Origin of the sequence: Dactylosporangium sp. NPDC005572 (assembly GCF_040605515.1) — a bacterium.
Lineage (GTDB): Bacteria > Actinomycetota > Actinomycetes > Mycobacteriales > Micromonosporaceae > Dactylosporangium.
Genome location: NZ_JBEXCY010000018.1, coordinates 1 through 14,825, shown reverse-complemented (window position 1 = coordinate 14,825; position 14,825 = coordinate 1). Strand labels below are relative to the sequence as shown.

The following is a 14,825-nucleotide window of genomic DNA, read 5'->3' as shown; positions in this document are numbered from 1 at the left end:
TGTGCGGTGACGGCGTACGCGGTGACCGCGCTGGACGGCCTGGCCTTCGGGCTGGCGCTGTTCGTCGTCGCGGCCGGCCTCACGCTGATCTTCGGCGTGATGGACGTCCTCAACCTCGCCCACGGCAGCCTTTACCTCGCCGGGGCCTACCTGGCCTACCTGGCCTACCTGTTCAGTCACGGCAGCCTGGTCGGGCTGGTGGTCGCGCTCGTCGTCGGCGTCGTCGTTGGCGTCGGCGGCGGCGCGGCCCTCGCGGCCGCGGTGCGGCCGCTGACCGGCTACGGCCACCTGCACCAGGCCCTCGCCACGCTCGGCATCGCCTACCTGGCCGCGGACGGCTACACCGTCTTCGGTGGTGCGCCCGTCCCCGTCAACCCACCGAACATCCTCGCCGGCAGCCTCGACCTGGGCCGGCACGGCTACCCCGTCTACCGCCTGCTGTTCATCGCCGTCGCCGCCGCCGTTGCGCTCGCCCTGCACCTGGCCGTCGCCCGTAGCCGGTACGGGGTGCTACTACGCGCCACTGTGGCCGACCCCGGGATGGCCGCAGCGACCGGGGTCAACACCCGCCGCGTGCAGACCGCCGCGATGGCCGCGGGCAGCGTCCTCGCCGTCACCGGTGGTGTGCTGGCCGCGCCCCTCATCGGGCCCGCCCCCGGCGCGGACACCACCGTCCTTGTCCTGTCTCTCATCGTCGTCGTCATTGGGGGCGCCAGCAGTATCGGCGGGGCCGGGTCGATCACCGGCACCCTCGCTGCCGCGCTGCTGGTCGGCCTCGTCCAGACCGTCGGGGTGCTCGCCGCCCCCACCCTGGCCCCGTTCGCCCTGTTCGCGGTCCTGCTCACCGTCCTCGTCTCGCGTAGCCGCACGGCGGTGCAGCCGGCATGACCACCACCCGACCCCAGACGACACCGGCCGCGGCACCCGTCCACCGGTATCCCCGCTGGCGCAGCCGTCAGCTGCTGCTCGGTGCAGCCGTGATGCTCGCCGCGCTCGCCTTGCCGTTCGTCGCGGATGCGTACACCGTGTCGATCGCCTCCACCGCGATTGTCCTTGCGGTCCTGGCGATGAGCACTCAGCTGCTCACTGGTATCGCCGGGCTGCCGTCATTGGGCCAGGCCGCCTACCTCGGCGTCGGTGCTTACACCGCCGCGCTCCTCGCCACTGTCGGCGGTGTGAGCAACGGCCTGGTGCAGCTGGCCGTCGCCGCCGCTGCGGGGGCGGTCGCCGCCGCGGTGACCGCTCCGCTGCTGCTGCGTACTCGCGGCGTGCTGTTCCTCATGGCCAGCTTCGCCGTTGCCGAGCTGACTCGCACCATCGCCGCGCAATGGTCATCCGTGACTGGTGGCGACGACGGCCTGCACACCCCACCGGTCACCGTCTGGCCGGGCACCCCACCGCTGCGCAGCGACGGCTACGCCTACCTGTACCTGCTTGGCTGCTTCCTCATCCTCGTGGTCGTGGTCGCGGTGCTGCTGCGCAGCCGCCTGGTTCTCGCGTTGCGCGCCGCCGCCGACCACGAGGCCCGGCTCGCCGCGCTCGGCTACCACGTCAACCGCCACCTGTTCGCCGGGTTCGTCTGCGCCGGAGCGCTCGCCGGCGCCGGCGGGGCCCTGCTCGTCGCGGCGCACGGCTACCTGTCCCCGGCCGACCTCGGCCTGGACATGTCCGCCATGGCACTGCTGGCCGCCGCGATCGGGCTCGGCACGATGCGCGGCGCCGTGGCCGGCGCCGTGCTCGTCGTCGCCGTCCGCGATCTGCTCGGCACCCCCACCGGCGGGCACGCCCCCGCACTGCTCGGCCTCGCGTTCCTGGTCGTGGCCTACCAGCCTGCCATCACCGACCGACTGGCCACCTGGAAACGGAGCCGACAGCGATGACGACGGCCATGACGACGGCCACGACCGCGGCAAAGACGACGAGCATGCTGCGCCTGGACGGGGTCAGCAGACGCTTCGGTGGACTCACCGCCCTGCACGAGCTCAGCCTGGATCTGCCGGCCGGGGCCCGCCACGCCCTCATCGGCCCCAACGGCGCAGGCAAATCCACCCTGCTCAACCTGATCGCCGGGACGCTGACGCCGACCACCGGGACGATCATCGTCGACGGACGCGACGTCACCCGCCTACCGGCCCGACTGCGGGCCCGGCACGGCATAGGCCGCAGTTTCCAACACCCGGCCGTGTTCCAGCGGCTCCCGGTGGCGGCGAATCTCGCGCTGGCCGCCATGCCCGGCCGGGGCGACATCCCAGGGCCGATCTCAGGGCCGCAGCACGCGGACGGCGTGGCGCAGGTACTCGACGCGGTCGGGCTCACCGACTACAACAGGACGCCGGCCGGGCAGCTGTCCTACGGGCTGCAGCGGCGACTCGAGCTGGCGATGGCCCTGGCCCAACGGCCGCGGCTGCTGCTGCTCGACGAGCCCTCGGCCGGGCTCGACCCCGCCCAGATCGGCCAACTCACCACCTTGCTCACCAACCTCGGCGCCGACACCACCATCCTGCTGGTTGACCACCACCTCGACCTGATCTGGTCCCTCGCCCAGACCGTCACGGTCCTGCACCACGGCCACCACCTCGCCACCGGCACCCCCGACCAGGTCCGCGCCGACCCCGCCGTCCGCGACGCCTACCTCAACCCCGGCGGCCACCCCAATGCCACCGCCACCGCCACCGCCACCGCCAACGCCACCGCCAACGCCAACGGCACCGAACGGCTGGCGCCTCGCACCTCGCCAGGTCCGGTGCTGCTGCGGGTGCGGCAGTTGCGCGCCGGTTACCACGGCGCTCCGGTCCTCGACAAGGTCGACCTCGACGTCCACGACGGCGAAGCGGTCGCCGTCCTCGGCCGCAACGGCGCCGGCAAGACCACGCTGCTCAACACCGTCGCCGGGCTCCAACCCGTGCAGACCCCGACCCGGCTCGAGTGGGACGGCCGAGCACTCCCCACCCGCCGACCACACCTCCCTGCGCGGGCGGGGATCGCGCTCGTGCCCCAGGGACGCCGGATCTTCACCGGCCTCACCGTCCGCGAGCACCTCGTCTGCGCCCTCGCCGCCCACCGGGGCGCCGACACGCCCAGCCAGGCACGGACCCAGGCGTGGACCGTCGACCGGGTCCTGGACCTCCTGCCCGCCCTCGCTGCGCGACTGCCCCACCCGGCGCAGCGTCTCTCCGGCGGCGAACAGCAGATGCTCGCCCTGGCCCGTGCCCTGCTCACCCAACCACGGCTACTGATCCTCGACGAGCCCAGCGAAGGACTCGCCCCCGCCGTCATCGCCCAGCTCACCCAAGCCCTCAGCGGACTGGTTGCCGACGGCCTCGCTGTCCTGGTCGCCGAGCAAAACCTGACCGTCGCCACCGCGCTCGCCGACCGGATCATCGTGCTCGACCGCGGACACATCGCCATGACGGCCCCAGCCAGGGACCTGGACCAGGACGGACCCCGCCAGCACCTGCAGGCACTGCTCGGCGTGTCCGGCCCGACCGCGACGGCGGCGGCTGATCGTGTGCCGGCCGACGACGCAGCGCAACTGACCGGCGCCGCGGAATCTGGGCTGCGATGACGGCCCGGTATCCGCGGTTCACGACCTCGCCGAGCCTGCACGCCGGGACCGGCGCGTGGCCCTGGCCGGGACGGACCACGCCGACACCCACGGCCGCAGCGCCAGCAGCGAGGGCAACACCGATGGCCACACCCGCTGACGGGACCGGCGGTGGTGGGCGGTCGTGGGACGCGCCGGCCATCCAGCGGGAGATGGTGCAGCTCTACGTCGAGCAGCGACTGTCGATCCGCCAGGTCGCCGGGCAGATGGGCTGCGCCTACGGCACCGCCCACCGGGTGCTGCAGGCCGCCAACGTCCAGATGCGGCCGAAAGGCCGCCCCGCACAGCAAACGCCGACGACACCAGCACAGCAGCGTCCACGGCAGGACGGAGGACCGCGATGATCAGTAGCCAGCCGCCAGCGGTACCGGATCGCGCGTCCGAGCAGGTACCAGCCTGCGCCACCCGGTCGCTGACCACCCTGGCCCAGGCCCAGCTAGCGCACGGCCGCCGGCAACCGGCCGTGGCCCTGCTGCGCGCCGCGCTGCTCGGCGTTGACCCCATCACGGCCCCACCGCGGCCGGACCTGAACGCGGCCGCCCGGCTCTACGCCGAAACGCTCCACGCGCACGAGCATGGGAACTGGCAGAGCCTGCGCTGGGCCCGCTACGCCCACCAGGCCAGCACCGACGTGTTCGGCGTCTACGACGAGCGCACCGTCGACGCTGCCCGGACCCTGGCCCGGGTCCTGGCCGCGTACCGCCTCGATGACGCGGCGATCACGCTGCGGCGGCTGATCGTCGCGCAGCTCACCGACCGTGACGGCCCCGCCAGCCCGGGCGTGCTCGCCGCGCGGATGGATCTGGCGATCACCCAACATGCCGCCGGACACTGCCCGGCCGCCATCGCCGGGCTCACCCGGACGTGGCGGCAGTGGCGGCGACAGTACGGCGATGCCGACCTCGACAGCGTCGCGATGGTGCTCCAACTGGCCGCGATGCTCGACGCCTGCGGCCGGTACGACGAGGCGGCTCGCCGCACCGTGCAGGCCTGGCGCGCCTACCGCACACCGGTGAGCCCTGGTGGCCGCGTTCCAGCTCGGCTGAGTGTCGAGTGGCTGACCACTTCACATCAGCGCCACGCCGGGCTCTGCCGCAGCACCCGTCCACCGAGCCGCCTCGCCGGCGCCTTCGACCCGCTGCGTGAGCTGGTCCGCGCCCTTCGGCCCGGTGGCGGTGCCCCGGACCACCCGCTGCGCCGGGCCCGCACCTGGCGGGAGTTCCTGCCATGACGAGCGCACACCCGCGCACACCCCCGGAGGTCCCGCAGCCGGCCGGTGTCCGCCGCGCGGCTGCAGCCGATGCCACTGACATCACCGCTGTCGCCGACGTCCTGGCTACGGCGTTCGCGGACACGCCCCTGCGCGTGCTGCTGGCCGGGAACCGCATCGCCCGCAACGCGGTGCTGCGCCGGGCCTTCGCCGGCCTGGCCGGCTGGGCGTGCGTGCACGGGGCGGTGTACCTGCACGCCACCGGAGCGGGGGCGGCCATCTGGCTGCCCGCGCAGCAGCCGCCGTCAGGCCCGCCCCAGTACCACCCGCACCGTGCGCCAGACGGTCCGGACACCGCGGACGATGCCATCGACACGGCGCTGCTGGAGCTGGGCGCCGCCACCGCCGACGCACCCGGACTCGACACCCTCGCCTCCGTGCTCTACCCCAGCGCGGTTCTGCCCGAGGCCACGGCTGCGCCGGCGTACCTGATCGCCGTCGGCGCCGACCCGGACGCCCAGCGCGAGGGCGTCGCCCGGCAGCTCCTCGACGTCCATCACCAGTACCTCGACGCGACGCTCGGTACCGCGCACGCGCTCGCCATTGACCCTGTCGGGCGTCGCCTGCTGACCGCGACCGGATACCAGCCGCACCGGGTGGACCAGCCCGCGGCCGGCCTGGCAGTGCAGTGGATGCGGCGCCCGCCGCACCCCGGCGGCCAGGACGGTGCGGCGTGGTGACCGCCGCGCCGGCGTCGGTCATGGTCGTGCCGGGCGGCCCGGCCTGGGCGAGGATGGCCGCCGAAAGCCTGACCGACGTGCTCGCCGTGCACCCGGTGGTCGCCGGCTGGCTTGCCCCCGATCGGGCTGTGTACCCGCTGATCGACGACCTGGCGCTGGTGATCCAGCGTGTCGTCGATGCCGGCGGCGAGGCGCTGATGCTCGACGATCGTGGCGGCGTGCTGGCCTGGAGCAGCACTCCGGCCCGTCTGCCTCGCGTCGCGGCGACCCGGCGGGTGGTCGTCGACGACGGCTACGCCGCCCGGTGGGCGCTCCTCGAGGAGGCACTGCACAGCACCGTGCCAGTCGGCACGCCCGACCAGCTGCTGATCCTGCTCGCCGCTGCCGGCACCGGGCTGGCGTCCGCCCGCCGTGCCGTGGCCCTGCTCACCACCTACCACCGCACGCTCGACGCCGCAGCCGCCGCCGTGCACACCGCAGCGTTCGACCCCGCGCTGGTGCGGCTGCTGCACTCGTGCGGCTGGACGCCGGAACCACAGCGGACGCTGCCCGACGGCCTGCCGTGGTGGCCCGTGCACCGCCAGCCCCGGCCCACACCGCGACGCCACCGCTCGACCATGCTGACCGGGCAGGCGGGGCAGGCGGGCACGGCGAACAGCGAGCCCGTCCAATGACGCGCAACGGTGCCAGCGCCATCGGCTCGGGCGCGCCCCGGCAGCCGACCCTGCCGCGGCGCACAAGCCGGGGAGACCGCGAGCGCAAACACGCGCTCCCGGTCTCCCCGGCTGCGCACCGCCCCGACGGGCACCCCGGCCGCGCGCTGCAGCCCCCTGAGCCCGGCACCGCCACCGATGACGCGTGCTGCGCGCTGCTGGCCAGCCTGTTGACGGCACGTGATCCGGTTGTCCCGCGCTGGCTCGTGCGGGACCTGCGCGGTGAGGCCGGTGAGGCATGGCCGCGATGACCGGACAGCGCAACGCAGCTCGCCATCGGGCGGCGGTGACCAGCCACGACCTGCGCGCCGCGGTTCGCTGGTTCGTCGACGCTGACTACGACCGCGCCCGTGTCGAGCTCGACGCACTGCGTCGAGCAGTCTGGGACGTCACCCCGGTCGATCACGACATCGCCGATGCAGCCGCCCGCTATCTCGGTCTGACACTGCTGCACCTCGGCCAGGTCGACCAGGCCGTCGAACTGCTGGCCGAGCAGGCCGCCGACCTCACGGTCCGGCGCGGTGAGACGGATCGGCAGACCACGCTGATGCTGGTCGCGCTCGGCGACGCGCTGCGCTGCTGCGGCACCACCCGCACGCTCGGCCAGGCGGAAGGCTGCTACCAGCGGGTCACCCGGCTGCCGGACGACGACGATGACCTGTGGTGGGCGCGGCAGTTCGCCGCCGCCGGACTGGCCCTGCTCGACGCCGAACACGGCCGCTACCCGCAGGCCCTGGCAGGCCGCGCCGCGACCATGTCCGACCTGGCCGACTCCGGTGGCCTGGCCCGCCACGACGTGCTGCACCTCGTCGACGAGGTCACCGCCCTGCACGTGCGCCTCGGCGCCACCACCCACGCATACCGGCTGCTGGACGAAGCCCTGCCCGCGGCGACAGCCGTGCTGGGCGGCTGCCATCCGCTCACCCGGCGGCTGCAGCTGCGCCGCACCCCGGCGGTCACCGGCGCTGCCACAACATCCAGGACCGTGGTGGCCCCAGCCGGCGCCGCGCGACGGCGACCCACCCGCCGGCGTCGCGCCTGGATTGCCCTGACACTCGTGGTCGGTTTCCCGTCGGTTGTCAGCGTCAGCGCGGCCGTGATTTACGCGATGGCCCGGCCCCCGAGCGAGCATCAGGCCGTCGTCGCGGCCACCCGCCCGGCGGCTGCTGCGACGGCCACATCCTCCGGGGCCGTGGACCGGCCCGCGCCGGGCAATGTCCGCATCGCAGCGGTGACCAACAGTTCCCTCACCGTGACGTGGACGAACCGAGTGGTGGCGCCCGGCCCACGGCCATCTCCCTGTCCCACAGCAACAGCCGCCGCCGCATCCACTGGAGCAGCAATGACCTACATCAACCCCAGCGCCACCACACGCACGGCCGCGCTTCCCGATGACGGCGGGGAACGCTGGCTCAACCGGATCCGGGCCGACGCCGCGGTGATGCCGGCGGCATCACCGTCCACCTGGACCGGACTGCTGCTCAACCGCCCGCCGACGTACCTGCCGGCGCTGGACGCAGCGTGCGGCGGCACCGACTGCTCGCTGGCAGCGATCCGCGACGGCGCCGGATACCGGCACGTCGGCACCCTGACCCGCTGCCATCGGCCGGCCGGAACCAGCCCGGAGAACGCGGCATGACCCGGAGCATGTCCCACGCTGCCACCGCGACGCTCGACCCGCTCGACCTGCCCAACCCGTCGACGATGGAGCCACTGCCGATGATCACCGCTGAGGCAACACCGATAGCCCCGGAGGCCACGAGCGCGGCCAACGACGCCGTCGCAACGACCTGCCGCCGAGGTCGCCGCAGCCACCGCACCGCCAGCCACGCCGCCGAGAGCGGGATGCCGTCATGCCGAGCGTGACCCCACCGGCCGACGGTCCCGCAACGACGGCCTACCGGATCGACACCACAGTTCCGCATCCCGCGAGGCGGTATAACTACTGGCTGGGTGGGAAGGACCACTTCGCCGCCGACCGCGAGTCCGGCGACGCGATCGCCGCCGTGTTTCCGCACGTGCGGTGCGCTGCGGTCGAGAACCGCCGGTTTCTGCACCGTTCGGTCGCCTACGTCGCCGGGGGCGCCGGCGTCCGGCAGTTCCTCGACCTCGGTGTCGGGCTCCCACTTGAACCGAACACCCACGAGGTCGCGCAGGGCATCGTGTCTGGCTGCCGGGTTGTTTACGTTGACAACGATCCGCTCGTCATGGCCCACGCTCGGGCGTTGCTCACCAGCCACCCGGATGGGGCAACGGCCTACGTCGAGGCCGATCTGCGTGACCCGGCAGCGATCCTGGACAACCCCGGCCTGCACCACGCCATCGACCTGTCCCGGCCGGTCGGGGTGCTCCTGGTCGCCGTCCTGCACTTTCTGGACGACGACGAGGCAGCTCGCGCGGTCGCTGTGCTGCGTGCCGCGCTCGCGCCGGGCAGCTACCTCGTGCTCAGCCACGCCACCACGGACTACGCGACCGGCGACACCGCGGCCCGGATCCCGGCCCTGCAGAGAGAGAACGAGGTCCGTTTCCGGCCGTGGTCCCGTGAACAGGTCGCCGGCTTCGTCGCCGGGCTGCATACCGTCGACCCCGCCCCAGCACCGGGCATGGCCGAACGAACCGTGCCGATTGACCGGTCCGGGTCGCAGCTGGTGTCGGTCGCGCGATGGCGGCCCGACCCCGGCGAGCAGTACCCGCCGCCGGACGAGGACGTCGCCTGCTACGGCGTCGTGGCCGCCATATGATCGGCGTGCCCGTTGGCGATGACGCTGCCCTCCTGCGCGAGGCGCAGACCGCCTGGCGTGCCGGTGACCATGCGGCAGCCGCCGCAGCGCTGGCAGTGGTGCTGACCGCACAGGATCCGTACACCGCGCCGGCGAGCTGGGCATTGGTCGAGGCGGCGCTGCTGTGGACGCGGCTGTACCTGCGCGGCGACGACGCGCCCCTAGCGGCGGTGGCGTGGTGCGGCTACGCGCAGGACGCGGCCGTGAAGCTCGGCGGTTTGCGGCACCCGATCGTGCTGCGGGCGGCGCGGCTGCTCGCCGCGGTGCACACCGTCCGCGGTGAGCACGCTGATGCCTACGACTCTCACAGCACCGTGGTCGCCGCACTGTCGAGCACCGACCTCGACGGCGCCTGCCGCGCTGGCGCGTTGGCCGACCTGGCCGCCCACGCCGCGGGCCGCTGCACGGAGGCGATCGCCCACCTGACCGCCGTGTGGCAGGCATGGCAGCCCTGTCACGACACTGCCGACCCGGCCGGGCTGTTCTACGTGTATCGGCTGACCGCGATGCTGGCCGCCTGCGGCCGTCACGACGAGGCCCGCCAACGCTTCCGCGACGCCATACCAGCGCTACCCCCTGCCCATACACCACAGCGGTTCGCCGAACGCGCGGAAGCCAGGCTCGTGCTCGAGCAGACCTGCCGTGGGCACGACCTCGTCTGCCGCCGCCAGGTCGGGGCCAGGTACCGGCGGCGTCCGGCACCCACGGGCGCCGTGCGGGCCGTCACCTGCGCGGAGCTGCTGCCATGACAGCCACGACAGCCATGACCGGTCAGGCCGTGATGCGGCCCAGCCACGGTAGCCGGATCACCCCGGCGCCGCGGGGAGGCGGCTGGCTGGGCACCGGTCACGGGGTCCTCGCCCGGGCGGCCCGCAGCGTGCACACGCCGACCAACGCCCCCGCCGACCCGGCCCGAGCCCAATTCGAGTGCATCAGCGTGCGCAGCTGGGACTCATTCGCCGCACCGCCCGCCGCGTCCCCGGACGGCACCGCGCTGCCGGTCCGACGCACCCAGCTGTGGCCCACCGGCCGGGCCAGCCACCGCGCCGTCGAGCTCGACGAGACCCACGGCTGCCAGCTCATCATCGACCAGACCGGCGACGACCTCGGCCCCTTCGACGGCCCGCTGTCCAGCGACCCCGATGCCCTACGGCGACAGACCCTGCACGAACCACTGCCACGCGGAGCCGTCCTTGACGCGTTCGGACAGGTAGCCCAGTTCTACAGCCAGCGGTTCGTGCCACTGGCCACCTGCCAGGGCATCCTGCGGATGCCTGCCCGCCAGCCCGGCGTCAGTGTGCACCCGCAGCTCACGGACCGTGCCGGCCCGAGCGGGTTCGGGGTCAACTGGACCTACGCGCCGCCGATGCCGTTCACCGTCGCCAAGACGCTGATCCGCGACCCGCGGACAGGGCAGCTCCTGGCCAGCCACAGCCAGACACACCGGCGCCCAGACACGACAACCCCGCCAGATCCGACCGACAGCAACGAGATCTATCTGCTGATCCTGACCAGCACGTACACGCCGGACCTGCACACCCCGAAGGTCGGGTGCACACGATGACGACGAGCTGGACCGCGGGGTTGACCGCGGCATCGATGGGCGCGGGAGTTGGGCGCGACGTGATCGGCGCGAGCGGTTCGGCGGGTGGGGTGCGGGCGCGGCAGTTTCCGGCGTGGCTGGATCGGGTGTCGGCGGTGGACCTGGTGGCTGACGCGGCGCGTCGGTGGCCGTGGACGGTCGTTCATGGTGGGGCGGGGCCGGCAGGGCCGTATCTGGTCCATGGGGATCCGGAGGTGGCTGCGGCGGTCGGGGCCAGGGTCGGTGATCCGGTGTTCGACGCGGACATGTACGCGCGGGTGTGGCACCTGTGGGTGTCGCATCGGTGGCCGGTCGGCGAGTTGGCGGACCTGGCGGCCGTTCTGGCGAGGACTGGACGGCGCCCGGGTGCGTTGATTGTCGAGCTGGATGCGGACACGACCGGGGCGGTGCTCGCGGGTGGCTGGATACGGTCGGGGATGGCGCGGCAGCTGCTGGCGCGGCTTGACAGTGGGGGCATGCTCGGCCGGCTGCGGCCTGCCGCAGGTGGTGGGCTGGGCTGCTACGCGCTGACCATGCCGACTCCACCCTTGACCGCCGTGCCGCTGTCGACACCTCGGTCTGACCCGGTCAGCGACCCGGTCAGCGACCCGCAGGGCGGGGCTGTGTGCGGGGCTGTGGGCGGGGGACTGGGTGTGGTCGGTGACGTTGCGCAGTTCCGCGCGGGCGCGCGGGTGTGGGAGCGGCTGTCACCGGCCCAGCGGGCGGCGTTCACGAGCGATGTCGTGGCCCGCTACGTGGGTGGTATGGCGATGCGCAAGATCAGTGCTCGGACGGGGCTGCCGTTCCGGCGTGTGCACACGATTCTCGTGGAGTCGGGGACGCCGTTACGGCCTTCCGGTCGGCAGCCTGCGGCGCGGGTCGACGTCGAGGCGGCGGAGGTGGTGGCGCTGTACGCCGACAGCGTGTCGATTCGCATGGTCGCTGCGAAGGCCGGGATCCCCTACCACGCGGCCCGGCGCCTGCTCAAGGAGGCCGGTGTCACGCTGCGCAGCAGGGGCGGGCAGCCACGTTCCCGGACGGCGGCGACGGCCGGCCCCACCGAAGCAATCACCGAGGCAATCACCGGGCACGCCGGCAAGACAACCAACGAGAGCACTGATGAGAGCACCGATGAGGGATCGGGCAAGGAATTCATCGGGGAGGACAGCACGTGACGCCGGTGCAGGAGGCGACATCAACGGGGAGGACCGAAGGGGTATGACGAAGGTGGACGTGAAACGGCTGCTGAGCGGCGAGGAGGCCGAGACGGCGTGGGCGTTGTATGAGCAGCGGTTCGCCGCGCTGAATACGCGGGCCGTGCAGCGGCATCTGATGACACGGGCGGAGTTCCACTACGTGTGCCAGGACGGCAACGTGGAGAAGTGGCGGGTCTTCGACGATCATGACCAGCTGGTCGGGTTGGCGACGTACACCAACGTCCTGGAGTCGATGCCGCTGGTCAGCCCGGCGTACTTCGCGGCACGCTATCCGGAGCAGTACGCGGCGGGGCAGGTGTGGTACTGCGGGTTTGTCTGCATCGCCAACGAAGCTGACTCGACCACGTTCCTGGAACTGATCACCCGCATGTACCGGCAGGCAGCCGCCCACGGCGGGGTGATCAGCCTCGACTTCTGCCGGTGCAACGACGATCTCGCGCGGCTGGTGAAGGTGGCGCTGACCCGGCTCGCCGGCGGCCCGGACAGCGGGTTCGAGGCTGTCCGGGCCGACACCCAGACGTACTGGGTGTACGTGACGCCGCGGGGTCACACGGTGAACGGGGTGCGGGCAGCGTGACCGGACCGCTGAACCCGACCGGAGCCCACACACCGGACCCGGTGTCGGCCGCCGCTGCGTGGGGTGTGGAGCTGGTGCTGGACTTGGACGGGTGCGACCGGGCGTTGATCAGTGACGGGCAGGTCATCCGCCGGTTCGCGGCAGAGTTGGTCGACACGATCGGGATGTAGGCCTACGGCGATCCGGTGGTTGAGCGCTTCGCGCTGGACAACCCGGCCGCCGCCGGCTACTCCCTCGTGCAGCTCATCACCACATCGAGCATCACGGCCCATTTCGCGGAGCACACCGGTCGGGCGTTCATCAACGTGTTCTCGTGCAAGCCGTTCGACGCCGTCGTTGCGACCGACTTCATCGTCAGGTACTTCCGGGCGCGCCGCTGCACGCAACAGGTGCTGCACCGGGGCGCCCCGTGGCCGGCGTCGCCAGCCGGGTCGGCAGCCCGCACCGGTGCCGGGGGCGTCGGGGGCGTCGGGGGTGGTGGTGTGCAGCCGCGGCAGTTCCCGGCGTGGCTGGACCGGTCCGGACCGCGGGACCTGGTGGCCGAGGCACAGCGGCGGTGGCCGTGGTCGGTGCACCACGGCGGCGGGCCCGGGCGGTTGCGGCTCGTGGTCGGCGATGCCCATCTGGCGGACGTGCTCGACCTGCCGGTCGGCCATGTCGTCGACGACGCGGACGACTACTGCACCGTGTGGCGCGAGTCAGCGCGCCTGTACCGGCCGACCGGATCGGCGCCGCTGATCAGGTCCGCACTGGTGCGGCTCGCACGCCGGCCGGGGTCGCTGATCGTGCAACTCGACCCGGCCGCCGTGAACGCGGTGCTCGATGCGGCACAAGTTCGGCCGAGCACACTACGAGCGCATCTGAACTGGCTCGATCGTGACGGCCTGCTCGGCCGGATCGGCACGACCGGCGCGTCCCGTGGCAGCGGCCGGGCTCGTGCCCGGGTGACCAGCGGCGGTTGGGGCTGCTACGCCCTGACCATGCCACTGCCGCCCTTGGCCGGCAGTACCGGCGAAACGCCCGGGGCGCTCAATGGGAACACCACCCGGTGAAGGACTACGGGCCGCCACGATCGCGCGCTGAGGCGGGGCGGATCGTGACGGTTCATACCGCCCGTGACGGGATCTGCGAGGGATGCCTGGCATCGTGGGCTCGTCTGGCCCCGTTCCCGTGTATCCACGTGGAATGGGCACGGGCATTCCTCGACGCATACGACGCTCCACCGAACGACGCTCCACCCGCCGGGCCCGATGCCCAAACGGTCGACTGGGCGGGCGATGGTCTGGCCGAGAGCTGAGCGACGGTGGACACCTGCCATTGGCACGACACCTGCCATTGGCACATGGGTGCGAAGCGCAATTGCGAGGCCATCGTTGGTGGGGCCGCGGATTCGTGACTGGTGGGGCGTTGTCGGTAGAGCTGGGCGGCTGGGAGCGCGATGGTGGCGTCGGCATTGACGACGAACCTGGCCCCTCCAGTTGGGAGGGGCCTGTTTCGCCATGTGCAGCGGCGATCCGGACCGTCGTTCCGGCTCGGCGGGTCTGGCGTGGCTGTGCGGTGCCGTTACAGGGCGGCGCGCCGCTTGGGGGACCAGCTCGCTGACCGAGTCGGCGTCTGCGCGGTTGAACTCGAGGAGGACGGAGGTGTAGATGTTTGAGCTCACGGCGAGGGTGGCGTGGCCGGAGGTGGCGGGCCGGCCAGGCGGTCCGCCGTCGGTGGGCGGCAAGGCCGGGCGCGGTTGTGCCATGCTGCCGGTATGGCTCGGAGGGTGTACCGACCAGACCACACCGCACATATCCGCGCTGAGCTGGCGCGCTCGGCGTGGTATTTCGCGACCGGGCTGTTCGTAGTGCTGGCAGCGGCAGGGGCGACGGTCCTGGTCCTCGAGGTGACTGGTGTGCCATCAGGGCCGGTTTGGCTGGGCCGGGCGCTGTGGATTGCCGGTTCGTTCGCCGTCACTGTTTCCCTGGCCGGGCTTTTGGTGGTCTTGCTGCGCTGGTGGTGGTATCTGCGCCGCCGCGCCGAGCTCGACGCCGCCGGGGCGGAGGCCGTCGGCGAGGTATATGCCCGGTTGGCGAACCGGCGCCGCCGCGAGCCGTAGCGGTCAGGGCCGGCGACCGGACCTGGTGTGTCAGCGTTGAGTTGCGTGGGGGAGTTGCCGCTCGAAGGCTTGGGCGGTGCGGGGATTGCCGGCTGTCTCGACGACGGGCGACCAGCCTTCGCGGCATACCCGCTGACCCAGCAGCACACACATCAATAAAGACCAAAGCAGTTATTCCTCTGCAGACCCTTAGACCGTGTCTCATTTGGGGTGTTTGAGGAGTTTGCGGTAGCAGATGAGGGTGCGGGCGATGGTGGCGAACGCGGCGAAGTGGGTGGCGTAGCGGTCGTAGCGACGGACC

At 72.5% G+C, this 14,825-nt stretch carries 17 protein-coding genes; all 17 read left to right on the top strand.

Annotated features, from left to right (window positions below; genetic code table 11):
* Window positions 1-6: 6 nt before the first annotated feature.
* The 17 genes from ABZS66_RS12195 to ABZS66_RS12115 all read left to right on the top strand — a co-directional run bounded on the left by ABZS66_RS12195 (window position 7) and on the right by ABZS66_RS12115 (window position 14,524).
* On the top strand, window positions 7-888 hold the full coding sequence (locus tag ABZS66_RS12195; RefSeq protein ID WP_354757158.1) for a branched-chain amino acid ABC transporter permease: 882 nt from the start codon (window positions 7-9) through the stop codon (window positions 886-888).
* Window positions 885-1,880 carry a branched-chain amino acid ABC transporter permease gene (locus tag ABZS66_RS12190; RefSeq protein WP_354757157.1) on the top strand — a complete coding sequence of 332 codons (996 nt, stop codon included), beginning with the start codon at window positions 885-887 and terminating at the stop codon, window positions 1,878-1,880. The genes ABZS66_RS12195 and ABZS66_RS12190 overlap by 4 nt, the downstream gene beginning before the upstream one ends.
* Window positions 1,877-3,565 (top strand): ATP-binding cassette domain-containing protein, encoded by a 1,689-nt coding sequence (locus ABZS66_RS12185; RefSeq protein WP_354757156.1) that lies wholly within the window; start codon window positions 1,877-1,879, stop codon window positions 3,563-3,565. The genes ABZS66_RS12190 and ABZS66_RS12185 overlap by 4 nt, the downstream gene beginning before the upstream one ends.
* A gap of 122 nt (window positions 3,566-3,687) precedes the next feature.
* A complete protein-coding gene (locus tag ABZS66_RS12180) occupies window positions 3,688-3,948 on the top strand; it encodes a helix-turn-helix domain-containing protein (RefSeq protein ID WP_354757155.1) in 261 nt (86 codons plus the stop codon).
* Window positions 3,945-4,835, top strand: a complete 891-nt coding sequence (locus ABZS66_RS12175) for a hypothetical protein (protein ID WP_354757154.1) — start codon at window positions 3,945-3,947, stop codon at window positions 4,833-4,835. Before ABZS66_RS12180 ends, ABZS66_RS12175 begins: the two co-directional genes overlap by 4 nt.
* On the top strand, window positions 4,832-5,554 hold the full coding sequence (locus ABZS66_RS12170) for a hypothetical protein (RefSeq protein ID WP_354757153.1): 723 nt from the start codon (window positions 4,832-4,834) through the stop codon (window positions 5,552-5,554). Before ABZS66_RS12175 ends, ABZS66_RS12170 begins: the two co-directional genes overlap by 4 nt.
* On the top strand, window positions 5,551-6,228 hold the full coding sequence (locus ABZS66_RS12165; RefSeq protein ID WP_354757152.1) for a hypothetical protein: 678 nt from the start codon (window positions 5,551-5,553) through the stop codon (window positions 6,226-6,228). The genes ABZS66_RS12170 and ABZS66_RS12165 overlap by 4 nt, the downstream gene beginning before the upstream one ends.
* A 286-nt stretch (window positions 6,229-6,514) precedes the next feature.
* On the top strand, window positions 6,515-7,906 hold the full coding sequence (locus ABZS66_RS12160) for a hypothetical protein (RefSeq protein ID WP_354757151.1): 1,392 nt from the start codon (window positions 6,515-6,517) through the stop codon (window positions 7,904-7,906).
* A gap of 8 nt (window positions 7,907-7,914) precedes the next feature.
* Window positions 7,915-8,133 carry a hypothetical protein gene (locus ABZS66_RS12155; RefSeq protein ID WP_354757150.1) on the top strand — a complete coding sequence of 73 codons (219 nt, stop codon included), beginning with the start codon at window positions 7,915-7,917 and terminating at the stop codon, window positions 8,131-8,133.
* A complete protein-coding gene (locus ABZS66_RS12150) occupies window positions 8,121-9,008 on the top strand; it encodes an SAM-dependent methyltransferase (protein WP_354757149.1) in 888 nt (295 codons plus the stop codon). Before ABZS66_RS12155 ends, ABZS66_RS12150 begins: the two co-directional genes overlap by 13 nt.
* A 5-nt stretch (window positions 9,009-9,013) precedes the next feature.
* The gene (locus ABZS66_RS12145) at window positions 9,014-9,796 is read left to right on the top strand and encodes a hypothetical protein (protein ID WP_354757148.1); all 783 of its coding nucleotides are present in this window, start codon (window positions 9,014-9,016) and stop codon (window positions 9,794-9,796) included.
* The gene (locus ABZS66_RS12140; RefSeq protein WP_354757147.1) at window positions 9,793-10,611 is read left to right on the top strand and encodes a hypothetical protein; all 819 of its coding nucleotides are present in this window, start codon (window positions 9,793-9,795) and stop codon (window positions 10,609-10,611) included. The genes ABZS66_RS12145 and ABZS66_RS12140 overlap by 4 nt, the downstream gene beginning before the upstream one ends.
* Window positions 10,608-11,804 (top strand): hypothetical protein, encoded by a 1,197-nt coding sequence (locus ABZS66_RS12135; RefSeq protein ID WP_354757146.1) that lies wholly within the window; start codon window positions 10,608-10,610, stop codon window positions 11,802-11,804. The genes ABZS66_RS12140 and ABZS66_RS12135 overlap by 4 nt, the downstream gene beginning before the upstream one ends.
* A gap of 58 nt (window positions 11,805-11,862) precedes the next feature.
* Window positions 11,863-12,423 carry a hypothetical protein gene (locus ABZS66_RS12130; protein WP_354757145.1) on the top strand — a complete coding sequence of 187 codons (561 nt, stop codon included), beginning with the start codon at window positions 11,863-11,865 and terminating at the stop codon, window positions 12,421-12,423.
* Window positions 12,420-12,593, top strand: a complete 174-nt coding sequence (locus ABZS66_RS12125; protein WP_354757144.1) for a hypothetical protein — start codon at window positions 12,420-12,422, stop codon at window positions 12,591-12,593. Before ABZS66_RS12130 ends, ABZS66_RS12125 begins: the two co-directional genes overlap by 4 nt.
* Window positions 12,594-12,608: 15 nt before the next feature.
* On the top strand, window positions 12,609-13,475 hold the full coding sequence (locus tag ABZS66_RS12120; protein WP_354757143.1) for an S-adenosylmethionine decarboxylase: 867 nt from the start codon (window positions 12,609-12,611) through the stop codon (window positions 13,473-13,475).
* Between the two features lie 716 nt (window positions 13,476-14,191).
* Complete coding sequence (locus ABZS66_RS12115) at window positions 14,192-14,524, top strand: hypothetical protein (protein ID WP_354757142.1); 333 nt, start codon at window positions 14,192-14,194, stop codon at window positions 14,522-14,524.
* The last annotated feature ends 301 nt before the right edge of the window (window positions 14,525-14,825 follow it).